Consider the following 23,255-nt stretch of genomic DNA (forward strand, 5'->3'; position numbering starts at 1 on the left):
CGAAGGATTTTGCAATTTGGTGTGCAGCTAGGAATATCGAAACTCGGTTTATCCAACCAGGAAAACCCACGCAGAATGGGTTCATTGAACGGTTTAATAGGCTTTACAGAGAAGCAGTATTGGACGCCTATTTATTTTTCGACCTTGACCAGGTCAGACAATTAACAGCGGAGTGGATCGAAGAGTATAACCAGCGAAGACCTCATGAAGGACTCGGCAATATGACCCCTTTTGAATGGAAAGAATTGCTGCTGAAAAAAGAAATACAACAACAAATGGCTGTCTGAAAAATGGGGTACATACATGACATTGATAAATATGCCTTCAACTGCATTCTGCCCACAGATCAGGTTGTTCTAAAAAGAAATGTTGTAACAACTCGGTACGCCTGTGAATCGGTTGCGTTAAATGCAATTGTCGCCAGTATAACACCACCAAAAGCCGCGCCAGTTTGGCAGAAGGCATCACAAGCTGGCTCTGGAGGCGCTAATCTGTCCGTTGGAAAAGCGAGTGTTAATCCATACTACGCATTTTACTATGCCGAAGACATGAAATGCTACAACACTACGAATTCTACCGCATCACTCTTGATATCGAAGGTTGATGCTCAGGTTTCTATAAAGCAATCGTCCATAACAAATAAGTGCCCCTATGCTTATGCTGAATTAATAAGCGCTGTAAACCTGGAAAACTCTCCCTATAATAGCTATAAAGAAGAAATTCGATGGTTTAATAATAATAGCCATCAAGGTTTGCCGGTAGATCTTTCCCAGGCAACGACTCCTGGAGATTACTATGCCTTCTTTTATAACTATATAGATAATTGCTATTCTGTTGATATTTCGACTGCAAAAGTCAATGTATCTTTTAAAAGCTGCCCAGCAGGCACTGCCCAGGTTGCTTTGTCAAGTACAACTGCCGTAAACACTTGCCCAGCTACGACAGTTAACCTAAATAACATACCAGTTACGAATCAGCCTCCACTTACGTCGCTTGTATGGTACACCGATACCGAGCACAAATACGAAGTTGCTGATCCAACGAAAGCAGGCGCGGGCACTTACTATGCTTTTTTCAAAGATAACGCAACAGGCGATTTCAACACCCATTTTTCCACGTCAGCATTAACCGTATCGATCAATCCGTGCGAGACCAAAGTCAATTTAAACCTGAAAGTCTTCCTCCAAGGCGCAACGACACAAGAAAACGGTGTGGCAACGATGCGGAATGATTTGCAGAAATTCCCAACAAGCCCTTCAACTTACGGGCTGCTTCCAACCCAAGATCCTTACGGCGGAGGGGAAGTGTTTGCAGATATCAACAGTCTTCCTGGCGAAAATAAGATTGTTGACTGGGTGAAAGTAGAGATTCGAAGCATGCAAAATCCATCATCGATCTTTGAATCTAAGAGTCTTTTGCTCAGATCAGACGGAAGTGTAGTAGATAAGGATGGTCTTGCTCCAAAGTTTAATCCACAGCTTGGAGGTGTACGAATAGCAGTCAAACATAGGAACCATTTGGCTGTCATTGGATTAGGGATAGTTTCCTTCAATGCTGGCACTATTAACTATGATTTTTCTGCGGATTTATCTAAGGCTTACCAAGTTGTAGCAAAACCACAAATGATTTTGAAAAGCGGCGTATGGTGTATGATTGGCGCTGACACTAACTCTGACTTCTTCGTAGACTCGGGAGATGTTCCTTTCTTCAAGAATGCCTTTAAAGCAAATCTAACGAAGACTTATCACAATACTGACTTGAATATGGATGGTGTCGTTGACAGCGCAGATGTAACCATCTTTAATAACAACTTCAAGACAGGCTACTATTCAAGCATGACAAAATATTTAACGAATTAACAACCTATAACACTATTAAGATATGAATTTGACTTTTAAAAGATCATCATTACTATTTGCACTGATCCTTTTTGCAAACATGCTCAGGGCTCAAACAATTGATCTTCAATTCCAAAATACGTCCTTGTCTCCTGATGGATTGACTTACAAATTCGATGTATGGGCATTTCAAGGTCAGGGATACAACACTGCCAACCCCGATGAAAGCAACTGGCAAGGAATGAACATTCGCGCAGATATCAATGTGCCCGCTGGCGTTACAATTACTACTGCGACAATTGCTAGAAATTTCACATACACTTCGTTAGGAGGAGTGTCTTTTCCTGCACCAGGTGACGTTGTGGTTGACAAAAACAGTTTCAGCATTAATCTTTTGCGAGACGAGGATCAAAGTGATATTCCAGCCGGGACTGGATGCATGCTGGGAACTGTAACCATAAATTTCTCTGGTGCAGTGCCTGCTTCAAATACGATAACGGTTCGTCCTTTTGACATTAGCGAGTTACAGGGTGCATATACTTCATTCTGGGCGAATCTTGATGGATCTGTAATTAGAAGAATTTTCCAAACATTCCCAGTCGGTCAAAGCCTCCCAGTTAATCTTACCTCATTTGACTTGAACACGGAAGGTTCAGCGGTTAATTTGATCTGGGCTACTACAACAGAGACGAATAGTGACCGATTTGATGTTCAGCGTAGTTCTGACGGCAAAGAATGGAGCATCATTCAAAGCGTTCTGGCAAAGGGTGAGAGCAATTCTAAAGCGGAGTATTCAGCTATTGATGCTAATCCGATTGATGGCGATAACTTATATCGCTTGCACATGATTGATAAGGATGGAACAAGTGCATACAGCCGCGTTAGGAGTGTAAAGTTTGAGGGTGTCGCTACATATATGTATCCTAACCCGGTTTCAGAAGAGTTAATTATCAAAGCGGCCGATTGGACCAAAGTTGCAAATGTTCAGATTATTGCGGCAAATGGCAAAGCTATTTACCAATCTTCTGGCAAGCCATCGCCAAATGTTAACGTCAAGAATTTACTGAATGGAATTTACTTGGTGCGTTTAACAAACACAAACGGTTCTGAAACAACTCATAAGATCGTGGTAAACAATTAGTAAATGAGCTAATGTTTACACTGGCCAGACTCGATGAATTTAACAACGAAACGAGTTTGGCCTTTATAAAGCTCTTAGAACCTGAGATTAGCGGAATTAACTATACTTGTAAACCAGATTGTTATGGTAAAGCGAATCCTGTTGTTTTGCATGGCACTCTTTGTCACTACATCTTGCGATAAAGACAAAGACCAGCTTTGCGTTGCTCCTGCTTTCAACAAAAATATAATTGGAACCTGGACAGGCAATTTTGAATCTAATCCAAAGATAAAGCAAGACGTTTCCTTTTCAAACACCGGCGTATTCGAAGATACGGGCGGATTGCTTTTTGGGAATCAGAATGAATCTGCACTAGCCTGGATATCCAAGGGAGATTCTCTTAAAATCACGGGTAAGTTTAAAAATAAGGGAACTAAGGTCTATTCTTTTTTATCTCTTACCAACACCTGCGACTCCATTGTGCTGGACGTCGAAGGAATCGACAAAATATTTCTTAAAAGGAAATAAGATAATGCAGGTTTTTCATTAAGTGTGTTGAAGTTAAAAGGAGGCGCCATTTTGGCGTCTCTTTTCTTTGTGTTATACCCGGTAACGCGAAAATTAGGAATTGTAACCATCCAATAATTAAAATAACTTTTTGCACTTCTCTCATTATGAACTGCCTTTTTCGGCAGGTAACAATAAATTAATTGTAAAATACTGTTATTCAGCAGAAAAAGTCCGTACATTTGCACCCTATTTGACAAAAAATCAGTCAAACTAAAAGCAAAACGGTTCACTGCCGGTTTTAAGCCACCGAAAAGAAAAGCCGTAAACAATTGATCTATAAAACAATGCAAGCCATTCGTAACATCGCAATCATTGCGCACGTTGACCACGGTAAAACTACATTGGTTGACAAAATCATTCACGCTTCAAAGTTATTTCGCGATAACCAGGAGTTTGATGACCTAATCCTTGATAATAATGATCTTGAAAGGGAGCGTGGAATCACTATCACTTCTAAGAACGTATCGGTGCGTTACAAAGACGTAAAAATCAATGTAATTGATACACCAGGTCACGCAGACTTTGGTGGTGAAGTGGAGCGCGTACTTAAAATGGCGGATGGCGTTTTGTTGCTTGTTGATGCATTCGAAGGCCCAATGCCACAAACACGTTTCGTATTGGGTAAGGCAATCGGCCTTGGTTTGAAGCCAATCGTGGTTGTAAATAAAGTAGATAAAGAAAACTGCCGCCCGGAAGAAGTTCAGGAGAATGTATTCGACCTGATGTTTAACCTCGGTGCAACCGAAGATCAGCTTGATTTCGTAACGGTTTATGGTTCGTCGAAACAAGGTTGGATGGGTCCGGATTGGCAAAAACCAACAGATAACATTACTTTCCTTCTTGATACGATTATCGAATCGATTCCCGCTCCGGTAATTGATGAAGGAAATGCACAAATGCAAATTACCTCTCTTGACTACAATGCATTCGTTGGTCGTATCGCAATCGGTCGTGTAAAACGCGGCACTTTGAAAGAAGGCGCGAACATGATGCTTTGCAAAGCTGATGGTGTTTTCAAGAAAGTTAAAATCAAAGAACTACAAATATTTGAAGGCCTTGGCCGTGTGAAAGTTGCGGAAGTTACTGCTGGTGATATTTGCGCAGTTACGGGTATTGAAGATTTCGAAATCGGTGATACGCTCGCAGACGCAGAAAATCCGGAGCCACTTCCAAGAATCGCGGTGGATGAGCCTACAATGAATATGCTTTTCACGATTAACAACTCTCCTTTCTTTGGTAAAGAAGGCAAGTTTGTAACATCACGTCACCTTCGTGATCGTCTGATGAAAGAGACTGAAAAGAACCTTGCACTTCGCGTGGAAGCAACAGATACAGAAGATAAATTCCTTGTTTTTGGACGCGGTATCCTTCACTTGTCTGTATTGATTGAAACAATGCGCCGCGAAGGTTATGAATTGCAACTTGGTCAGCCTCAGGTTCTTTTCAAAGAAGACGAAAAAGGCGAGCGCCTTGAACCAATCGAAACATTGGTTGTAGACGTGCCAGAATCAACAGCTGGTAAAGTGATCGAGTTGGCAACACAGCGTAAAGGTGAATTGCTGATCATGGAACCGAAAGGCGATTTACAACATCTTGAATTCGAAATTCCTTCAAGAGGTTTGATCGGTTTGCGCTCGAATGTCTTGACTGCAACGCAGGGTGAAGCTGTTATGACACACCGTTTTAAAGAATTCGGAACATTCCGAGGACCAATTCCAGGGCGTATCAGCGGTTCGATCATTTCTAAAAATACAGGTCCTGCAACAGGATATACCATTGATAAATTGCAGGATCGCGGACGTTTCTTCGTTGAGCCGGGTGATGAAATCTACGGTGGTCAGGTAATCGGTGAGCACAATCGTCCAAATGACATTGTTGTTAACTTGCAGGAAGCGAAAAAACTGACAAACATGCGTGCATCAGGAACAGATGATGGTTTGCGGATTGCTCCAAAAATCAATTTCTCTCTTGAAGAATCGATGGAATATATCCAGAAGGATGAGTATCTGGAAGTTACGCCTCAGAGCATGCGTATGCGCAAAATATATCTGGAAGAAAACGATCGTAAACGTAATTCCGGAAAGATGGAAATGGCTTAACAACCATTTAGCATTATATTGAAAGGAGGCATAAATTTTATGCCTCCTTTTTTATTTTTTGCGAATTCAGATTTTGAAGAAACCCTTTCAGGAAATTTGGAATAATCGGTGAAAGTAAGGCCATAATTTTAAAGATCGCTTTGTGCATAAAACATTCTACTTATTTGCATTTTTTATACTATTTCAAGATTAATTGGTTTTTTATTTTTATAAAATATAATCAATTATGTTTGTAGTAGCTAATAGATATTATTCATTAACATACTTAATATCAATACTTTAAATAAATAAAAATGTCATATATAGAACCGGCTCCAATTAAGGATAAGGAAAATCCATTGGAATCAATGATGCAAAGGTTTGATAAGGCTGTCGACCTTTTGGGAATTTCGGAAGAGATGTACCATATTTTAAAAGTCCCTCGTAAGCAAGTCATTGTAGGACTGCCAGTTATGATGGACTCAGGGCAAATCAAAACCTTTGAAGGTTACCGCGTTATACATTCAACGATCCTGGGCCCGAGCAAGGGCGGTATCCGTTTTGATCCGGACGTAAACCTGGATGAAGTACGCGCACTGGCAGCTTGGATGACCTGGAAATGTGCAGTTGTGGATATTCCTTATGGCGGCGCCAAAGGCGGGGTCGCGTGTAATCCGCGGGAAATGTCGGCAGGAGAGATTGAACGTTTGATGCGTGCTTATACTACTGCGCTTTTGGATGTATTTGGCCCAGATCAGGACATTCCTGCGCCGGACATGGGAACAGGCCCGAGAGAAATGGCGTGGTTAATGGATGAATATTCCAAATCAAAAGGAATGACCATCCCAGCGGTTGTAACGGGCAAACCGCTTGTATTGGGCGGCTCATTGGGCCGGACTGAGGCAACCGGGCGCGGCGTAATGGTTTCGGCATTAGCGGGAATGGAAAAATTGCGCATTAATCCTTACCGCGCAACGGCTGTGGTTCAGGGTTTTGGAAATGTGGGTTCACATGCAGCATTGCTCTTACGCGAAAGAGGCGTTGCCATCCATGCCATCAGTGATATTTCGGGTGCTTATTATAATGATAAAGGCATAGACATCGCGGCAGCAGTTGCATATCGCGATGCAAACAAAGGTTCGCTGGAAGGCTTCTCAGGTGCTGAGCCTATTCCCGGAGATGATCTCCTGACATTGCCTGTGGACGTACTCGTTCCTGCTGCAAAAGAAGACGTTATTACGCGGAAAAATGTTGCCGGAATCCAGGCTAAAATGATCGTTGAAGGTGCAAACGGCCCTACTTCGTTCAAAGCGGATGACATTATTAATGAAAAAGGCATTATGGTTGTGCCCGACATCCTTGCCAATGCAGGAGGCGTAACAGTTTCCTATTTCGAATGGGTTCAAAACCGGATTGGCTATAAATGGACATTAGAACGCATTAATCGCCGCACAGACCGCATTATGCAGGATTCGTTCGATAAAGTGTATGAAACTTCGTTGAAATACAAAGTTTCCCTACGCATTGCGGCTTACATCGTCGCGATAGATAAGGTGTCAAGCACATACAAGTTCCGCGGCGGATTTTAATATTAGTAAACTCGGTGAAGAGGCAGCTTTCTTAAATGAAGGCTGCCTTTTTTACATAAAAATCCCGGCATCCACATTAACGTAATATTATTAAAGCAAAGGCCCAGTCGCTCGATAGAGTTTTCTTGCAAACAGAATGTTAACTTTATAGCTAAAATCAAATGGTTGTAAGCTGAATGCTGACAGCCCTTTTCAAGAAAATCATGTCACTAAGTCCTCGTTTTATTGCCTTCATACTCGCGATCCTGATATCACTTATCACCACTTCTTTTTTGGCTTTTGTGGAAGGTGTATCGAGGGGAATGCTCTTCGTTTCGGCTATTTCTGCTTTCATCTCTTCATTTTTTCTGGTGTTGTATACCGTTGACATTTTGGTTTTCCGGGAAGTGAACAAGATGTACAGAACGATCCATAAGCTTAAAATGAAGGATTTTAACCTCGCTCCAAGGAAGAAATTGATTACAGAGTCGAATCCGTTGAAGACCATTAATGATGAAATTTTTGTTTACGTAACAAAAAAACAAAAGGAAATCGACGAGCTGAAAAAGTTGGAATTATTTCGTCGTGAGTTTCTTGCAGATGTCTCGCACGAGTTTAAAACACCGATTTTTGCAGCGCAGGGCTTCATTCACACATTGCTCGATGGTGCTATGGAAGATGAAAACGTAAGAGAGCGGTTTTTGATCAAAGCTGCAAAAAACCTGGATAGCCTGGATGTGCTGGTTAAAGATCTCCTCGTGCTCTCTCAAATGGAAACCGGCGACATTAAGATGAACATTGCGCCTATGGACATTCATTTGCTGGCCACAAACATTTTCAGCAGGCTGGAAAACATTGCAAAAGACAGGGACGTCACATTCAAAGTGAAGCCTGATGAGTTGGCTGAGGTCTGGGTTCTTGCAGATGCTGATCGTATGGAACAGGTCATGCTTAATCTGATTGAAAATGCTGTCAAGTATGGTAATGAGGGCGGAAAAGTGATCGTACATTTTAGTGAGGGCAGAAAATTTGTAGAAGTTTCTGTCCGGGACAACGGGCCGGGCATTCCGCACGAACATTTGAACCGCATTTTCGAGCGCTTCTATCGGATCGATAAAAGCCGTAGCAAAGAAATTGGCGGAACAGGCCTTGGATTGGCGATTGTTAAGCACATTCTGAATGCGCACGACACGAAAATTGCGGTCATGTCCAAGCCAGATAAGGGCACTACTTTTTCATTTAAGCTTGAAAAGGCATACATTAGTCCAATCACTGAAAATCTGCCCGAAGCGGCTGTTACACAAGCGAATCCTTAATATATTTTTAACTTATAAATGGTTACCCATGTTTGTTCACAACGTATTTTTTTGGCTAAAAGAAAAAGACAATGAAGAAGCCAGGCAGGCACTTCTCGCTGGCATCAAGTCCCTCGAAGCCATAGAATCCATCGAATCTGTATTCATAGGCCCTCCTGCTGCTACACGCCGCCCGGTTATTGACGCTACATACGATTTTGCTGAAATCCTGGTTTTTGCGGATGAAGCAGCGCATGATGTATACCAGGTTCACCCTTTGCACAAGAAATTTGTTGACGAATGCGCGCATCTGTGGGAGCGCGTTTTAATTTATGACGTGGAAGCTTAATTCCTAATGATTGTTAACAAGTTATCCACATGAGGCATGTGGATAACTTGTTAATAAATCTGTATTAACTGTATTTTGAGGCATTTAACGCTCATTTACGCCTAACTATATATGTGGATAACTTTTGTGGACAGGGTTTAAACAAGTCGCAAAATCTCGAAAACGCACTATTAAGCGGTGAAAATCGTTTTATATTTAGTACAAAACGACATAAAGCCGTGAGAACAAATAGAATCGTGCTGTCAGTTATCGTTACGATTATTGCAGCTATAAGCATATCTTCCTGTACATACAGGTCACATGGTCCGGGTTACGGGTATGATTACGGCTACGGCCCTGCATACGGTTATGGTTACAGATACCATCGCGTGCCGCCTCCGCCACCAAGAGTTGTGGTTGTAAGACCGTCTCATCCAAGAGTAGTTCACGCAGACCGTTACAGGTCAAGCCGTTATGATAATAAGGCCTACCGACGCCAACAAAATAATGGCAACCATTACGGTCAGCGAAACAGAACCCGCGGTCCCAGGTAATTTGATAATAAAATATTGAGAAGCAGTACGGTTAAGATCATTTCTTAGTCGTACTGCTTTTTTTATACCTTTGGTTTCATGGATCTATTTACGAGACTGGAACTATTTGCCGGACAATTTCCGGACAAGCTTGCTTATGGATTTGTTGAAAAAGAGGGAGGACTTTCAGAGGAGCTAAGCTACCAAACATTAATGGAGGCCATTTTGGGGGCTTCTGATCAATTACAGTGCATTTGCAAGCCCCATTCACGGGTCATCATCCTCTTACCAGCCGAGGCGGCTTTTATAAAAATTTTCCTGGGTTCATTACATGCCGGTCTGATTGCCGTGCCCTGTCCCATAGGTTATTCCGAACCTGCTATTCAAAGGATCCTGAATATCATTGAAGATTGTAAAGCGTCCATGATCATTACGAACAGGAAAACCCTTAAAATGCTTTCGCAAAGGCAAACGGAGGCGTCGAAACATCTTAGAGACTTGCCCATTGGTTGGTTCTTCACAGACGATCTTAACAATGAAATTTCCGGTCAGACTCCAAAACACACCACATTGCCGGACGAACCTGCCTATCTCCAATATACGTCAGGGTCTACGGGATCGCCGAAAGGTGTGATGGTAAGCCATGCTAATCTTACAGCTAACCTGAATGCCATCAACAATTGCTTTGGCAGAACTTCTTTGGACACTTCACTCACATGGCTTCCGCATTATCACGATATGGGACTTGTGGACGGGTTGCTCTCTCCCATATTCACAGGCGGAACGGGCCTTGTGATTTCGCCTATTTTATTCATTACAAAGCCAGTTTTGCTGCTCGAAACCATTTCGCGGCATAAGGCAGGATTTTGTGGTGGACCTGGTTTCGGGCTGGATCATTGCGTTGCCAGGATAAAGCCTGAGCAGTTACAGAGCTTGGACCTTAGCTCCTTGCGCGTCTTGTACGTGGGCGCAGAACCCATCCGGATTGCAAGTTTGGAACAATTCGCCGAAACAATGCAGGTTACAGGCTTTAAACCCGACAGCCTAGTGCCTGCTTACGGCTTGGCGGAAGCGACATTGGCGGTCAGTTTGCATTTGCATGCAACGCCAATGATTTTCAGGCCCATTTCAGAAACGAATCCCAAAATGGTTGTAGCGTGCGGCCCGCCGGTAGAATTTACAAATGTTGTCATTGCTGAACCAGAACAAGGGTTGATCTTGGAAGATGGCCAGATTGGAGAAATTTGGGTCAAGAATGATGGAGTTGCGTTGGGTTACTGGGAAAAGCCCGCTGCCACAGCCGCTACTTTCCAGGCATTTACTGTCTGCGGAAAAGGCCCGTTCCTCCGGACTGGCGACTTGGGATTTCTTGCCGATGGCCAACTGTTTATAACAGGCAGGAAAAAGGAACTGATCATTATCAGGGGAACCAACTATTACCCTCAGGATATCGAAGAGGTGGTTGTTTCGTGCCATGAACACATTCAGCCGCATGGCACGGCTGCGTTTTCAATAGAAACGGATCAGGGTGAGGAGCTTATGATCGTTAGCGAGGTTAAGAATAACGCCCTGAATGAAGCGGACGAGCATTCGATTAAGACCAATATTGCTAATAGTGTGGGATTAGCGTTCGGATTGGTGCCACATAAAATAGTGCTGGCGCCGGTTGGGAAGCTGCCGAAAACGTCGAGCGGGAAAATTCAAAGACTAAAAGCGCGATCGGTTTTTCATATTACTTGACATGATTTGTGCCCGCTGGATCATTTAAGCGACTGTTTTCTTTAAAAAGCAGATAAAATCCTTATTTTCACAGCACTAAACTGTACTAACGCTCCCTTTTCATAATAATGAATAAAACTTATACTGAAATCTCTGGCTGGATCATTGAACGCATAGCCCATCATGCGGAACTGGAATCCGAACAAATAAAACTGGATACCGAAATCGTTAATTTCCGCCTCGACTCCCTTTTAATGGTAAACATTACTTCCGAGCTGGAAGAATGGCTCGGAATGGAGCTTAGCCCGTCTATTTTTTGGGAAATGGGCACAATAGGAGCTACAACAAACTGGATTTTGGAAAATCAGGAAGCCTGATCCGTCCCGATTTTGCCATTTACTCAACTTTCACTTAACGAATTTTACATGTCAGCAGCGGCTATCTGGTCTTCTCAAAACAAAATCAGTCAAAATTATGCTGAACTGATAGACGATGTACGCAAAAACAACCCCGTTCATCTGAATGTTTTTGGCGACCTCGTTGTCATGGATTACAAGCATGTGAAGAAGATTTTTGCAGACTCTGATAATTTCCAGAATTTCGATTTTACTGAGCGGTTCAAAGTCGTTTCGGCCATAGCCAATAATGATCCTGCGCTGCTGGAGTTTGGTGAAAGCCTGCGGCACTGGCTGCTCTTTATGAATGGACAAGCACACGCTGAACATCGCAAAATGGTTAATCGGAAGTTTTATGAGGCTAATTATGAAACCATTACCATGGACGCGATCCGTGAAGTGATCCACAGCTATCAGGATAAGGACGAAGCAGATTTGGTTGAGATCACCAGGAAATTCAGCTTTCTGATCATTAGCAAAATCATCGGCTTGAAAAGTGAGGACTACGATTTTATTCAAAAATTCTCCTACGTAATCACACTTATTTTTGAAAAAACACTCAATGTTAAGGACTTGCTGGAATGCGCAAATATGTCAGGACAATTCCGGAGTTACCTGGGCGAGACGCTTTCAAGACAGGAAAAGCAAGCAACAAACAGCCTTCTGCTTGAAATGAAGGAGGTTATGGGAAGTCCAAGAGTAAACGAACTGATTGGAACCTGGGAATTTCTGGTAAATGCAGCCACAGAAACCACCACATTGCTGCTCACAAGAAGCATTGCCACATTGATTGAAAACAAGGAAAAACGCATTAACTGGGATTCACACGATGGCTGCGCAATTGCAGTTGAAGAGCTAATTCGCTATGTTAGCCCGGTTAACTGGATTCCCCGACAAGTGAGGGAGGACATGGAATTTGAAGGTTTGCAACTCAAAAAGGGAAAAACCGTCCTGCTTGGAATTGCTTCCGCCAACCGCGATCCGGAAATTTTTCAAAATCCTGAAACGTTTATACCCACACGTAAACCCAACCCACACATTGGTTTCGGTTTTGGCATCCACCATTGCATGGGTGCCCGGCTTTCCCGCTTTGAAATGCAGAAGTTTTTGCCCCGGTTCATGGCAGCATTTCCAAACATCCGCCTTCATCCTGAAAAACCCGGTGAATGGGATTCAAAAGTGTTTTTCAGAGGTCATAAGAATTTGCCTGTCCTTCTAAAATAAAGGCAAAATGGTCAAATTTACTGATTTTACATATTTTCTGCTCCTGTTCATCATCGTTGCGGCATACTACAACACGCCTCAAAGCCGAAAATGGATTTTGCTCCTTGTCCTCAGTGTACTTTTCAACATTAGTTGGAGCGGCTATTATGTGCTAGTCTGGTTTGCGCTCACAACGGTCTGTTTTTTCGGTGGCAGGTATTTAGCGAACCCGGAACATTCGAAAAAGCAGCGCAAAACACTTTTAGCATTTTTAGTAATCTTCTGCTTAGCTCCGTTGGTGTTTTTTAAATATCTTGTCCCCATCAATAATTCGTTTTCACCGGTCATTTTGAATTGGTTAGCGCCGATCGGGATCTCTTATTACACATTCCTGATCATCGGTTACCTGACGGACGTGCATCGGAAATATATTAAGCCAGAACCGCATTTCGGTTATCTCGCGCTATATCTCGGATTTTTCCCAACGATGCTCGCCGGTCCGCTGGAACGTGCGCGGCAGCTGATCCCGCAACTAAAAACGCCAGTTGGTTACGATCCGGAGAACATTAAAGCAGGCATTTTCTTCATTGTCTGGGGCCTGTTTAAGAAAATGGTCTTGGCAGCAAGATTTGCAGATCACGTCAATCCGGTATTTGATCAGCCTGAAAAATATACCGCATTTTCTGTAACATTGGCCATCTTGCTTTTCTCCATCCAACTGTATTGTGACTTTTCAGGATATTGCGATATTGCCACGGGATCGGCCCGGTTACTGGGCATCAGACTAAGCAAAAACTTCGCAAACCGGTACTATTTTACCCCTTCCCGAACCGAATCCTGGAACTCCTGGAACATTACCGTCACCTCCTGGTTCCGCGATTACGTATTTTTCAACATTAGCAAAGGCGTTACTAATAAAGCACGACTGGAATTTAACCGGCTGCTGACTTTCATCATCACGGGATTATGGCACGGGCCAAGCTTGTCGTTCGTGATCTGGGGATTTTTGCAATGGGCTTACATTAATTTTGAGATCAGGACTAAACGTTTCTGGGAGCGATTTTACGGAGGTTTGGGTCTCCGGATCGGCTCAAATTCACACACTGTTATGCGCATTATCGTGCGCCTGCTCACCGGAACGCTCATTATGGGCTGGTTCAGAGCAGCGGAGCTGGAAAACGGTCTGAGGTTGTACAGCGCAATGTTTGGTTTCCAATCCGGCGCACTGTCCATTTTAACATCCGGTTTCGGACTTACACTTGTTCTGTTCTTAATATTGGATTTGATTAATTATCAAATGGGTGAGAAAGAGGACATTGCCTCCTTTTTATTGAAAAAAAGTCCCTTACAACGAAACCTGTCATTTCTGATCTTAGCCCAACTGGTGCTGATATTCGGACAGATTACCGTCGCCAACTTTTATTACATCCAGTTTTAATATTCTAACCATTTATGTATATCCAGACACACAATGGTTAAAAAAATATTGCTTTGGATCGTACTGTTCCTTGCTTTCAAACTAACCCTCGTTTCGCTGGTTGGTTTGCTTGCCGTGGATCCCAGAAGGGACATTGCAACGCGGAAACAGCATTGTGACGCATTTCATCCCAATGCTGTTTTCATAGGAACCAGCCGGACGCTTTACGGAGTTGATCCTGAGGTTTTTGATTCGTTAAATGCTGGAAAAACCAACAGTTACAATATGGGATTGTTCAGCCTCTCATTCGCTAATTCGCTTCATATAGCAAGAGATTTCATTCAAAATAATCCTGAAACCAAGACAATTTTTGTAGAATTGAGCGCGCTGGATTACAGCACAATCCATCTAACCCCCGGCCAGGTCTTCAACGATGTTTATTTTAGAATGCGGGTTATGCAAGCGGCTGCAAATATCGATAAGCACGAAAAATGGAATGATTTTCTGACTGGATTGAATACGACAATCTTTCAAACATTCTCCATTGCCCCCCAGATTGCCGCTGTTAAGAAAACGTTTAAACCCGTAAATGATCCCATTGAAGGACCGCCAAACCTCGCTAAAAACGGCATGCAGCGCGTAGCATTAAGGATTTCGGGTTTAAATTCGGTGGTGATTAACAATCGTTTTTACACAAAAAAATTAATGTCATCCGAAGAAAAATCCCCGCCGAACATTTATTTTCTTTCCAGGATAAAAGAAGTCATTACAATTGCCAGGACAAGCGGGAAGCAAGTCATTTTTTATATGCCTAACAACATTACGAAGACTGAATTTGAAATTTTGTCACAAGTTGCACGTCACATTCCGCCGGCGAATTTCATCGCATTGCCAAAGGATTCAGGTTTGGACGCTATCTTCAAACCGGAGAATTTGTTTGATTCACACCATCTTAATGCAAAAGGATCAGCTATTTACACGCGCTATTTACAGGAGCAGTTTACCAAAAAATCTGACAATTTCTAACTGATTTTCAATGCTTGCTTTTTCTATTCTTGCATATTTGCTGGCTAACCTGGGCATTGGACTTTGGGCTTCCCGCAGGATTTCAACCACACAGGATTTCGTTTTAGCAGGGCGGAGACTGCCGCTCGTGTTGGCAGCATCTGCAACTTTTGCCACATGGTTTGGCTCAGAAACCATTATGGGCGCTCCCACAGAATTTGTTGAACATGGTATTCTTGGTGTCATAGAAGATCCTTTTGGAGCTTCTTTATGCCTTTTGCTGGTCGGATTATTTTTTGCGCGGCGGTTTTACAAGATGAACATTATCACATTCTGTGACTTTTTCAGGATCCGGTATGGGCGTCAGGCGGAGCTGCTCTCGGCGATTCTGATCATTCCATCCTATTTCAGCTGGATAGCAGCACAGTTGCTAGCGATGGGCATCGTGCTGAAAGTTGTGCTCGGATGGTCGTTAATGACCTGTATTTTAGGCAGTTCTGTCATCGTCGTTTTTTATACGATCTGGGGCGGCATGTGGTCGATCTCCATTACAGATTTCGTACAAACCATCATGATCATAGTCGGTCTGATCATTGTTGCCGCTGTGCTTTATGAAAAAGTAGGCGGGTTCACGCCGCTTATCGAAGCAGCACCAAAAGGTTTTTTTAGATTTTATCCTGATTTTACATTTAAGGCATCAGTCGAATACTTCGCCGCGTGGATCACCATCGGGCTTGGTTCCATTCCACAGCAGGACGTTTTTCAGCGGGTAATGTCGGCAAAATCTGCCAGTGTTTCTGTAAAAGCAACATTGCTGTCTTCGCTCATGTATCTCACTGTTGCGTTGTTACCGCTGTTTATTGGGTTATGCGGCCATCACCTTTACCCGGAAACAGATAAAGACGGCCAACTGATCATCCCCAATATGGTTTTGCAGCATATGAGCCTCCCGCTGCAAATTATATTTTTCGGCGCGCTGGTTTCCGCAATTTTAAGCACAACCAGCAGTGCCATTATGGCTCCGGCGGCTGTTTTGGGAGAAAATATTTTCAAATTTTTCAACCCGGCATTAACCGATCAGCAGTTGCTCCGGATCATCCGCTGGGGAGTCGTGGTCATCACAGGCATTTGCATTTTTATGGCTGTGAGAGGCGATAGCATCTTCGATCTCGTTGCAGAATCGTCCGCTTTCAGCCTTGTTTCACTATTTGTGCCGCTCGCCGCAGGGCTTTACTGGAAAGCCACCAATGAAATAGGATGCATCATTTCAATGATCGCTGGTTTGGTCGCATGGCTTCTCTGCGCTTACATTGAAACAGAATATCCACCGCTGGTTTATGGCCTTCTGGCGAGCCTTGGCGGCATGATCGTTGGCATACTCTGGGAGCGGATCTTCCTACAAAAAATAGTTTAAAGTGACTACGGAATCATAATGACAGACCCGACTGTTTCCCGGGATTCCATGTCTTTATGCGCCTTTGCAGCCTCTGAAAGCAGATATTTAGTAATATTAAGTTTTCCAAATATGCCCGACTGCAATGCGGCAAAAGTGTCCCTGGCGAATAAATGTAAACTATCGTAATCAGAAATATATGCATTTAAAACCGGTGTCAGCATGTTAATCGACTTCGCGCGCAAAGCCGCATGGTCAATGTGCTCGGGCTGGCCGGAAGACGAACCGTATAAAACGATTTTCCCACCTTTCTTGATCACGCCAATGGATTCAGTAAAAGTATCCTTCCCAACACCATCATAAACCACATCTACTCCACGGCCCCCGGTAATTTCCTGAACCGACTTGGCAAATCCTTCGCAATGTGTGAGAAAAACATGGTCCGCTCCGTTCTCAAAGGCGATCTGCTTCTTTCCCTCCGAACCAACTGTTCCGATCACCGTCGCACCCAGCGCTTTCGCCCATTTTGAAACAAGCGATCCGACACCGCCGGCCGCCGCATGGACAAGCACCACGTCACCCGGTTTAACCTTATACGTTTCCTTGACAAGCATTCTGGCAGTAAATCCCTTGACCATGATTGCAGCAGCTTCTTCCAGGCTTACATCGTCAGGGACGTGGACAAGCTGATGCGTCCCTACGATACGAGCTTCTGCGTAAGCACCCGGAATAAAATGATAAGCTACGCGGTCACCCACTTTGAAATCAGTAACCCAGGGACCTGTTGCTTCGATAACGCCGGCCGCCTCAATGCCAGGAACATATGGGAATGTTTTAACGGGGAACATTCCGCTTCGGAAATACGTATCCACAAAATTTAAGCCAATGGCCTCCTGCCTGATCTTCACTTCGCCCGGTCCCGGTTCGCCCAGCACTTCGTGGCTGTATGTGAGTACAGAAGAATCTCCTTGCCTGCTTATATTGATAGAGCTCGTTTTATATTGTATTTCTATTATTTTATCTAACATGGCTTTTGTATTCAAAAATTACAGAACAAACGTTCTACAATTTGTCATAACACTACTTTTTTATTGATCTGATCACGAAGTCGGCCTGCTGCTTTACCAGCTCCACATCTCCATATACAAGGAAGAGCTGCCAAAATCCTGTAAAGTTGGAAACAATGAAGTGGGCTAACATGGCCGGATCCCGCTTTGCACTGATTTCATCCGCCTTTTGCGCTTTTTTAATGAGGTCTTTGAGCACGGTAACAATGCTATCCGTATTCTCCTTCAAAATTGAATGCACTTCCTCGTCTTCCGAAGCCAGCTCAAAGGCCGATTTTACGCCCAGGCACGTCTTACCCTCTTCAATTGTCCGTGAAACAGCTCTTTTTATAATTTTTTCAATCGCCTTAACGGGTGACTTCGCGAGGTCAGTGGCTTGCACGTAGTCAATAAGCAATCCATCCGAATAACTTTTCAGGCACATTAAAAACAGACTGTGTTTGTCTCCATATGTGTCATAAATACTTCCTCGGTTCAGGCCCATTGTGTCAACCAGGTCCTGCATAGAGGTGCCCTGATATCCCTTTTGCCAAAAGACGTCTTTCGCCTTTTCCAGCTTTTCCCCCGGTTCGAATGCTTTGTTACGTGCCATGATTATCAGACAATTATTACAGAACGATTGTTCCAAAATAACCCATTTTCTTAATCAGCCGAGTCGACACAAGGGAGTCAAATGCTAAATTATAAATTTAGCAACCCCGCCGTCCACTTTCAATGCCGCACCATTCGTCCCGGATGATAAGGGACTTGATACGTAAGTAACCAGATTAGCAATTTCTTCAACCGATGTAAACCGTTGCAGCAACGACGTGGGCCTCGCATCTTTGAAGAAATCCTTTTCCGCCTGTTCCGATGAAACCTGATTTGCTGCTCCCAGCTGCTTCACAAATTCGGCCACACCTTCTGACTTTGTAGGGCCTGGCAAAACCGAATTCACAGTAACATTTGTGCCTTTCGTTAATTCCGACAATCCTCTGCTCACAGCCAACTGCGCTGTTTTAGTCATCCCGTAATGGATCATTTCTTCCGGAATATTTACCGCAGATTCACTCGAAATGAAGATGATCCTTCCCCAATCTTTGGCAATCATTTTAGGAAAATAATGTCTTGATAACCTCACGCCACTGAGCACATTCACCTCGAAAAACTTAAACCAGCTATCGTCTGTGATGTCTGTAAACGCCTGAGGTTCAAATATTCCCGCATTATTAATCAATATGTCAATGTGGGGAAGACTTTCCAGCAATGCGTTCACTTCCTCCACTTTCGAAAAATCTGCGGCTATGCCGGATACATTTCCACCCGGATTATCATTTTGGAGCCGCTGAACCGCGTCAGCTACTTTCGATTGCGTCCTGCCGTTGATCACGACGTCCGCGCCTTCTTTTAATAAATTTTGAGCAATTGCAAAACCTATACCCTGGGTAGAACCGCTGATAAATGCCGTTTTCCCTTTCAGTTGTAAATCCATATAATCTAAATGTTGTAAATTAACTTCATAACACGTCACTTTAAGAAAACGTCCGCATGAAAAACATTTATCTTCTCATTTTTTTCATCATCACATTTACTGTCCGGGCGCAAAGCCCTCGTGTATTGATCGTTACGGCACATCCCGACGATGAAACTACTTTTCCCGTGACTATTTTCAAAATCACCCACGAGTTAAAAGGATCGGCAGACCTTGCACTGCTTACCGATGCGTCCGGCGGGTATAACGGGCTGGTAGCGTCGTCCTATTATGGAATGAACCTCGTAGATTCTGTTATTGGGAGGAAACATTTGCCTTTGATCCGTAAAAAAGAAATCCTGGCTGCTGGTGAAGTCCTCGGCATTGGTAATTTCTTTTTTCTCGACCAACTTGATGATTATTATAACCGCAACGAAAAGCCTTATCTGGAAGGCAAAAACTGGAACATTAAGTATGTGGAAAGCCGGTTGGATGAGATTTTGGCAAAGGGAAACTACGATTTCGTTTTCTGCCTGGTTCCAGGCGAAGGGCAGCACGCACATCATAAAACCGCTTCTATCAGCACAATAAGGGCCGTTCAACGTTATAAAGGTGATAAAAAACCGATTGTTTTGGGAGGACAAACGCAAAATAAGGGCGCCATTTCAAAATTCACCAGACTGGATGGCTATCCCGAAACAGCGATCAGCTTAACAGCTCCAATCTTTGAGTTTGACAGGACCTATGGCTTTGGGGAAGACAAAAAACATAGCTATATGATTGTTGCGGATTGGGTGAAAGCGGCTCACAAGTCGCAGAGTGGTGATATGAACCAAGCCATGCATCGGGGCGATCTGGAAACATTTCTGTATTTTGAGATCAACGGCGCTGCCCGGATTGACGAAGTGAAGCAGTTATTTGAGAAGATCAATAATGCAGGATTTTCAAAAAAATAACTTTGTCCCCAGATCAATTTCCGGCAGTCATTGTCATAAACAGGGAACTGCCGAAAGGTGCTTTCGGGATAAGAAATTGTTCCGTTTTGGTGATGGCTTTTAATATTGAGTTAACTGCTTCCCCCGGGAATTTCACATCTGAATCCAAATGTTGAACATCGATCTTCTGCTTACGGATTTGATAATTTTGCCATTGACGGACGGCCAAAATAGGCAATGATAATGCGAATGGCCAGTAGGTGTTATGCGTAATGTTTAAACCAGCAGCCTTAGCGTAGTGTTTGAACTGGCCGAGCTCGAATCTCCTGAAACTGCCAACGGCGATATCGTGTGTCCCCGAAAATGCTTCAAACGCATGTATATTAATAATTATCAGTCCTTTGTTGCTTAGCTTTTTCTTAAATGCATTCAAAGCATGAATAATTTCTTCATCAGAAAGGAAATAAAGCGCATCGTTGCAGGATATCACGTCAAATGTTTCGCCTGGCCGAAATGCATCAACGTTTTTAAGATCACTGAAACCAACATTCAGGTTCCGCTCGCGGGAAAATTCGATAGCGTGTTGTGAATAATCAAATCCGGTAACATTGGCATAGCCGGCTTCCCGCAAAAACGACAGTAAACCGCCCGTTCCACAAGCTGCATCGAGAATACGAAGATCGGTATTCTCTTTTCCGAAATGCTGCTTTATTTTATCTAAGACCTTTCCATGCAGCACCTGATACCACCAGAGCGCACGCTCTGTTTCATACATGCGCTGATATTCCAGCCTGTTCCCGATCATACGACTTCCGCGCTATTATATTTTATAACATACTGTGGCTGACCACTCTGCGCCATAAAGCTCTTACCAATATATTCACCAAGAACGCTCAGTAATGTACATTGAATGCCTCCGATCGAGATTAATGTTGCGGTTACGACTTGCCAGCCTTTCGGGTCCGGCCCAATAACCCATTGCACTGTGAGATAGAAAAGCAAGACAAATCCAAAGAGGAACAAACCAAGGCCTATTGGCAAAAAAATACGGATAGGAAGAGATGAATAGCAGAATAATATGTTGAGAAACAGCGAAATAAGCTTCTGCCAAGTGTAATTTGAAATGCCCTCTTCGCGCTTCAAATGCGTAACCTGAACTGTCCCAATGTTTCTGGTTATCCTGAAAATGAGTCCGTCAATATAAGGATACGGGCCTTTATATTTTGTAATTTCCTGAACAACCTCCTGCCTTATCAGCTTGAAACTGGATAGATAAAGGTCCTTTGGTTTGTTCAGCAAATAACTTGTAAGCCAATTGACCAGCTTGCTTCCCAGGTTCCTCCCTACTGAATGTTCTTTTTTAGAATAATAAGTGTAAACCACATCATTATCACCACTTTCTGCGACTTTGATCAGTTTAAGGATTTCTTCGGGCGGATTTTGAAAATCGTCGTCGATCATGACGCAATAATCGCCGTATGCCCAGTTAAGCCCACACATTACAGCATTAAATTCGCCATAATTCCGTCGTAAAGAAATGAAGCGAACATTAGAATAAATTTCGGCAAGCTGCCTGCAAACTCTTTCCGAGCCGTCCCTGCTGCCATCATTCACCATCACGATCTCAAAACTCACTTCCGACAATGCTGATTGCAAGGTTTCGACGAGTGGCCTGATCGTTTTCTCGCTGTTGTATACCGGAATGACAACGGATAATTTCATTGCTGATAATCGAATTGATTAACGGTTTGAATGATGTAGATGACCTCCTCGTCCGTCAGCACGCCATTTAACGGCAAACTGATTACTTCTTCATGAATTCGTTCTGTAATTGGCAAGTGCATGTCATAAAATTCCCGAAAAGCCTGTTGCTTATGAATAGGCAGTGGATAGTGTACATTCGTCTGAATTCCATTGGCGTCCAGATAAGCAATTAAGCCCGAACGATTGGGATGCCTGATCACAAACAGATGCCAGGCGTCGTCGTTAATCCGGTCGGCTGGCGGCAAAATAAGATTTTCAAGTTGAATCTCACTGAGATAGCGCGCTGCAATTGCTCTTCTCCGATCATTTTCCAGGTCTAAAAAAGGAAGCTTCACATTCAGTATAGCAGCCTGAATTTCATCTAATCGGCTATTAACGCCTTGATAATCATTTTTATAGCGAACAAGCGATCCGTAATTTCGCAAATAACGAATTTTTTCGGCAAGCGCTTCGTCCGAAGTTGTGATGGCGCCTGCGTCACCAAGCGCGCCGAGATTTTTTGTAGGATAAAAACTAAATGCTGTCGCGTCAGCAATGCTGCCTGTCTTTTTGTTATTATAAATCGCCCCGTGTGCCTGCGCAGCATCGGTAATTACTTTCAGGCCGTGTTGCCTGGCCAGCTTCATAATGGGTTCCATTTCACAACTGCGCCCGTAAAGATCTACGGCAATGACGGCTCTGGTTTTTGAACTGATTTTTTCAGCAATCCTTTCCGGATCCAAAAGCATTGTAAAGGGATCGGGCTCGACGAAAATTGGCCTGAAACCCAGATAAGCAACGGGTAAAACCGAAGCAATGTAAGTATTTGCAGGAACGATCACCTCGCTGTCTTCGGGAAATTCGTAAGCCATCAGAATTAATGTAATTGCGTCGAGCCCATTGGCGACGCCTACACAATATGCTGCATTACAGTAATTTGCAAATGCATTCTCAAACGATTTCAATTCATTTCCCAGAATATACCATCCCGAACGGACAACCCGAAGCGAAGCTTCCTCAATGGCTTTGAGATACGGCGCATTAACTTCGTTTAAATCCAGGAAAGGGATCATTGAGATACGATCTGTTTCATCAGGTACGGCTCGTCGATGTAGTCGGCAATGTCATAGTATTCATTGGAAAGCACCAGCAGGATCGCGTCTTCAGAAAATGAATCCATGATGTGCCAGTCTTTCGGTTCAAGGATCAGGCAGGAAATGGGATTATCGAGAATAAAATATTCCTCGCTTTCCCCATCATTGGAATAAACCCGACAGCTTCCGTGAATACAGATTAATGCATTCCAGGTCTTGTGATGCCTGTGTCCGCCACGCTGGGTCTCACCGGCTCCATAAATATAAAACACACGTTTGATTGTGCCCGGGATAATCTTTTCGAATACGGTCAGATTGCCGGCACCGGTGTTAAAGGTGTTTAATTCAACTAATAGGGGCATATAGAAGTTTGCAAAAAAGCATATTTATGTTTTATATATCGTTGAGAAACCCTTAGCTGACAATCCGTTTAGTAAAGTACAGATATTTTTTTTTGAAAATACTAAAATACCATTCAGTAAAAACGACATATTTCAGTAAAAA

General features: G+C 43.4%; 23 protein-coding genes. 16 read left to right on the plus strand and 7 right to left on the minus strand.

Annotated features, from left to right (window positions below):
* From B5X68_RS19995 to B5X68_RS20060, 15 genes are all read left to right on the plus strand, one after another.
* A partial coding sequence (locus B5X68_RS19995) for an integrase core domain-containing protein (protein WP_141110366.1) occupies nucleotides 1-287 on the plus strand: 287 nt, incomplete at its 5' end.
* 3 nt (nucleotides 288-290) lie between these two features.
* Entirely contained in the window at nucleotides 291-1,859 is a 1,569-nt protein-coding gene (locus tag B5X68_RS20000) for a hypothetical protein (RefSeq protein ID WP_082216562.1), read from the plus strand.
* 22 nt (nucleotides 1,860-1,881) lie between these two features.
* Nucleotides 1,882-2,979 carry a T9SS type A sorting domain-containing protein gene (locus B5X68_RS20005; RefSeq protein WP_082216563.1) on the plus strand — a complete coding sequence of 366 codons (1,098 nt, stop codon included), beginning with the start codon at nucleotides 1,882-1,884 and terminating at the stop codon, nucleotides 2,977-2,979.
* A 123-nt stretch (nucleotides 2,980-3,102) separates the two neighbouring features.
* Nucleotides 3,103-3,486, plus strand: a complete 384-nt coding sequence (locus B5X68_RS20010) for a hypothetical protein (RefSeq protein WP_141110367.1) — start codon at nucleotides 3,103-3,105, stop codon at nucleotides 3,484-3,486.
* Between the two features lie 326 nt (nucleotides 3,487-3,812).
* The gene (gene typA, locus B5X68_RS20015) at nucleotides 3,813-5,627 is read left to right on the plus strand and encodes a translational GTPase TypA (protein ID WP_082216565.1); all 1,815 of its coding nucleotides are present in this window, start codon (nucleotides 3,813-3,815) and stop codon (nucleotides 5,625-5,627) included.
* 293 nt (nucleotides 5,628-5,920) lie between these two features.
* Entirely contained in the window at nucleotides 5,921-7,195 is a 1,275-nt protein-coding gene (locus tag B5X68_RS20020) for a Glu/Leu/Phe/Val family dehydrogenase (protein ID WP_082216566.1), read from the plus strand.
* 203 nt (nucleotides 7,196-7,398) lie between these two features.
* Complete coding sequence (locus B5X68_RS20025; RefSeq protein WP_082216871.1) at nucleotides 7,399-8,490, plus strand: sensor histidine kinase; 1,092 nt, start codon at nucleotides 7,399-7,401, stop codon at nucleotides 8,488-8,490.
* A gap of 28 nt (nucleotides 8,491-8,518) precedes the next feature.
* Entirely contained in the window at nucleotides 8,519-8,818 is a 300-nt protein-coding gene (locus B5X68_RS20030) for a Dabb family protein (RefSeq protein WP_082216567.1), read from the plus strand.
* 218 nt (nucleotides 8,819-9,036) lie between these two features.
* Nucleotides 9,037-9,351 carry a hypothetical protein gene (locus B5X68_RS28685; RefSeq protein WP_141110368.1) on the plus strand — a complete coding sequence of 105 codons (315 nt, stop codon included), beginning with the start codon at nucleotides 9,037-9,039 and terminating at the stop codon, nucleotides 9,349-9,351.
* A gap of 78 nt (nucleotides 9,352-9,429) precedes the next feature.
* On the plus strand, nucleotides 9,430-11,070 hold the full coding sequence (locus B5X68_RS20035) for a fatty acyl-AMP ligase (RefSeq protein WP_082216568.1): 1,641 nt from the start codon (nucleotides 9,430-9,432) through the stop codon (nucleotides 11,068-11,070).
* A 107-nt stretch (nucleotides 11,071-11,177) separates the two neighbouring features.
* Complete coding sequence (locus B5X68_RS20040) at nucleotides 11,178-11,426, plus strand: acyl carrier protein (RefSeq protein ID WP_082216569.1); 249 nt, start codon at nucleotides 11,178-11,180, stop codon at nucleotides 11,424-11,426.
* 48 nt (nucleotides 11,427-11,474) lie between these two features.
* A complete protein-coding gene (locus B5X68_RS20045; protein ID WP_082216570.1) occupies nucleotides 11,475-12,668 on the plus strand; it encodes a cytochrome P450 in 1,194 nt (397 codons plus the stop codon).
* Nucleotides 12,669-12,675: 7 nt separating this feature from the next.
* Complete coding sequence (locus tag B5X68_RS20050) at nucleotides 12,676-14,085, plus strand: MBOAT family O-acyltransferase (RefSeq protein ID WP_082216571.1); 1,410 nt, start codon at nucleotides 12,676-12,678, stop codon at nucleotides 14,083-14,085.
* A 33-nt stretch (nucleotides 14,086-14,118) separates the two neighbouring features.
* Nucleotides 14,119-15,090, plus strand: a complete 972-nt coding sequence (locus tag B5X68_RS20055) for a hypothetical protein (protein ID WP_082216572.1) — start codon at nucleotides 14,119-14,121, stop codon at nucleotides 15,088-15,090.
* Between the two features lie 10 nt (nucleotides 15,091-15,100).
* Nucleotides 15,101-16,483: a high affinity choline transporter 1 gene (locus B5X68_RS20060; RefSeq protein WP_082216573.1), complete on the plus strand. Its 1,383-nt coding sequence runs from the start codon at nucleotides 15,101-15,103 to the stop codon at nucleotides 16,481-16,483.
* Between the two features lie 5 nt (nucleotides 16,484-16,488).
* On the opposite strand, the gene B5X68_RS20065 is transcribed toward B5X68_RS20060, so the two are convergent.
* The 3 genes from B5X68_RS20065 to B5X68_RS20075 all read right to left on the minus strand — a co-directional run bounded on the left by B5X68_RS20065 (nucleotide 16,489) and on the right by B5X68_RS20075 (nucleotide 19,000).
* On the minus strand, nucleotides 16,489-17,490 hold the full coding sequence (locus tag B5X68_RS20065) for a quinone oxidoreductase family protein (protein ID WP_082216574.1): 1,002 nt from the start codon (nucleotides 17,488-17,490) through the stop codon (nucleotides 16,489-16,491).
* Between the two features lie 52 nt (nucleotides 17,491-17,542).
* Nucleotides 17,543-18,121 carry a TetR/AcrR family transcriptional regulator gene (locus B5X68_RS20070; RefSeq protein WP_082216575.1) on the minus strand — a complete coding sequence of 193 codons (579 nt, stop codon included), beginning with the start codon at nucleotides 18,119-18,121 and terminating at the stop codon, nucleotides 17,543-17,545.
* An 84-nt stretch (nucleotides 18,122-18,205) separates the two neighbouring features.
* On the minus strand, nucleotides 18,206-19,000 hold the full coding sequence (locus B5X68_RS20075) for an SDR family NAD(P)-dependent oxidoreductase (RefSeq protein WP_082216576.1): 795 nt from the start codon (nucleotides 18,998-19,000) through the stop codon (nucleotides 18,206-18,208).
* 56 nt (nucleotides 19,001-19,056) lie between these two features.
* On the opposite strand from B5X68_RS20075, the gene B5X68_RS20080 reads away from it, so the two are divergent.
* Nucleotides 19,057-19,935, plus strand: a complete 879-nt coding sequence (locus B5X68_RS20080) for a PIG-L family deacetylase (RefSeq protein ID WP_082216577.1) — start codon at nucleotides 19,057-19,059, stop codon at nucleotides 19,933-19,935.
* Nucleotides 19,936-19,948: 13 nt separating this feature from the next.
* Here B5X68_RS20080 and B5X68_RS20085 read toward each other — a convergent pair whose 3' ends face one another.
* From B5X68_RS20085 to B5X68_RS20100, 4 genes are read right to left on the minus strand one after another with little or no spacing between them, the layout of a single operon-like run.
* The gene (locus B5X68_RS20085; protein ID WP_082216578.1) at nucleotides 19,949-20,719 is read right to left on the minus strand and encodes a class I SAM-dependent methyltransferase; all 771 of its coding nucleotides are present in this window, start codon (nucleotides 20,717-20,719) and stop codon (nucleotides 19,949-19,951) included.
* Entirely contained in the window at nucleotides 20,716-21,636 is a 921-nt protein-coding gene (locus B5X68_RS20090) for a glycosyltransferase family 2 protein (protein WP_082216579.1), read from the minus strand. The genes B5X68_RS20085 and B5X68_RS20090 overlap by 4 nt, the downstream gene beginning before the upstream one ends.
* Nucleotides 21,633-22,730 carry a DegT/DnrJ/EryC1/StrS family aminotransferase gene (locus B5X68_RS20095; protein ID WP_082216580.1) on the minus strand — a complete coding sequence of 366 codons (1,098 nt, stop codon included), beginning with the start codon at nucleotides 22,728-22,730 and terminating at the stop codon, nucleotides 21,633-21,635. The genes B5X68_RS20090 and B5X68_RS20095 overlap by 4 nt, the downstream gene beginning before the upstream one ends.
* Nucleotides 22,727-23,113 (minus strand): sugar 3,4-ketoisomerase, encoded by a 387-nt coding sequence (locus B5X68_RS20100; RefSeq protein WP_082216581.1) that lies wholly within the window; start codon nucleotides 23,111-23,113, stop codon nucleotides 22,727-22,729. The genes B5X68_RS20095 and B5X68_RS20100 overlap by 4 nt, the downstream gene beginning before the upstream one ends.
* Nucleotides 23,114-23,255: the final 142 nt, after the last annotated feature.

Source organism: Dyadobacter psychrophilus (assembly GCF_900167945.1).
Taxonomy (GTDB): domain Bacteria; phylum Bacteroidota; class Bacteroidia; order Cytophagales; family Spirosomataceae; genus Dyadobacter; species Dyadobacter psychrophilus.

Bases quoted from the DNA above. Each gene is read 5' to 3' on its own strand.
- B5X68_RS20045 (WP_082216570.1), top strand. From the start codon at position 11,475: ATGTCAGCAGCGGCTATCTGGTCTTCTCAAAACAAAATCAGTCAAAAT.
- B5X68_RS20095 (WP_082216580.1), bottom strand. From the start codon at position 22,730: ATGATCCCTTTCCTGGATTTAAACGAAGTTAATGCGCCGTATCTCAAA.
- B5X68_RS20065 (WP_082216574.1), bottom strand. From the start codon at position 17,490: ATGTTAGATAAAATAATAGAAATACAATATAAAACGAGCTCTATCAAT.
- B5X68_RS20040 (WP_082216569.1), top strand. From the start codon at position 11,178: ATGAATAAAACTTATACTGAAATCTCTGGCTGGATCATTGAACGCATA.
- B5X68_RS20035 (WP_082216568.1), top strand. From the start codon at position 9,430: ATGGATCTATTTACGAGACTGGAACTATTTGCCGGACAATTTCCGGAC.
- B5X68_RS20025 (WP_082216871.1), top strand. From the start codon at position 7,399: ATGTCACTAAGTCCTCGTTTTATTGCCTTCATACTCGCGATCCTGATA.
- B5X68_RS20100 (WP_082216581.1), bottom strand. From the start codon at position 23,113: ATGCCCCTATTAGTTGAATTAAACACCTTTAACACCGGTGCCGGCAAT.
- B5X68_RS20050 (WP_082216571.1), top strand. From the start codon at position 12,676: ATGGTCAAATTTACTGATTTTACATATTTTCTGCTCCTGTTCATCATC.
- B5X68_RS20090 (WP_082216579.1), bottom strand. From the start codon at position 21,636: ATGAAATTATCCGTTGTCATTCCGGTATACAACAGCGAGAAAACGATC.
- B5X68_RS20085 (WP_082216578.1), bottom strand. From the start codon at position 20,719: ATGATCGGGAACAGGCTGGAATATCAGCGCATGTATGAAACAGAGCGT.
- B5X68_RS20020 (WP_082216566.1), top strand. From the start codon at position 5,921: ATGTCATATATAGAACCGGCTCCAATTAAGGATAAGGAAAATCCATTG.
- B5X68_RS20030 (WP_082216567.1), top strand. From the start codon at position 8,519: ATGTTTGTTCACAACGTATTTTTTTGGCTAAAAGAAAAAGACAATGAA.
- B5X68_RS20055 (WP_082216572.1), top strand. From the start codon at position 14,119: ATGGTTAAAAAAATATTGCTTTGGATCGTACTGTTCCTTGCTTTCAAA.
- typA (WP_082216565.1), top strand. From the start codon at position 3,813: ATGCAAGCCATTCGTAACATCGCAATCATTGCGCACGTTGACCACGGT.
- B5X68_RS20080 (WP_082216577.1), top strand. From the start codon at position 19,057: ATGAAAAACATTTATCTTCTCATTTTTTTCATCATCACATTTACTGTC.
- B5X68_RS20010 (WP_141110367.1), top strand. From the start codon at position 3,103: ATGGTAAAGCGAATCCTGTTGTTTTGCATGGCACTCTTTGTCACTACA.
- B5X68_RS20075 (WP_082216576.1), bottom strand. From the start codon at position 19,000: ATGGATTTACAACTGAAAGGGAAAACGGCATTTATCAGCGGTTCTACC.
- B5X68_RS20000 (WP_082216562.1), top strand. From the start codon at position 291: ATGGGGTACATACATGACATTGATAAATATGCCTTCAACTGCATTCTG.
- B5X68_RS20060 (WP_082216573.1), top strand. From the start codon at position 15,101: ATGCTTGCTTTTTCTATTCTTGCATATTTGCTGGCTAACCTGGGCATT.
- B5X68_RS20070 (WP_082216575.1), bottom strand. From the start codon at position 18,121: ATGGCACGTAACAAAGCATTCGAACCGGGGGAAAAGCTGGAAAAGGCG.
- B5X68_RS20005 (WP_082216563.1), top strand. From the start codon at position 1,882: ATGAATTTGACTTTTAAAAGATCATCATTACTATTTGCACTGATCCTT.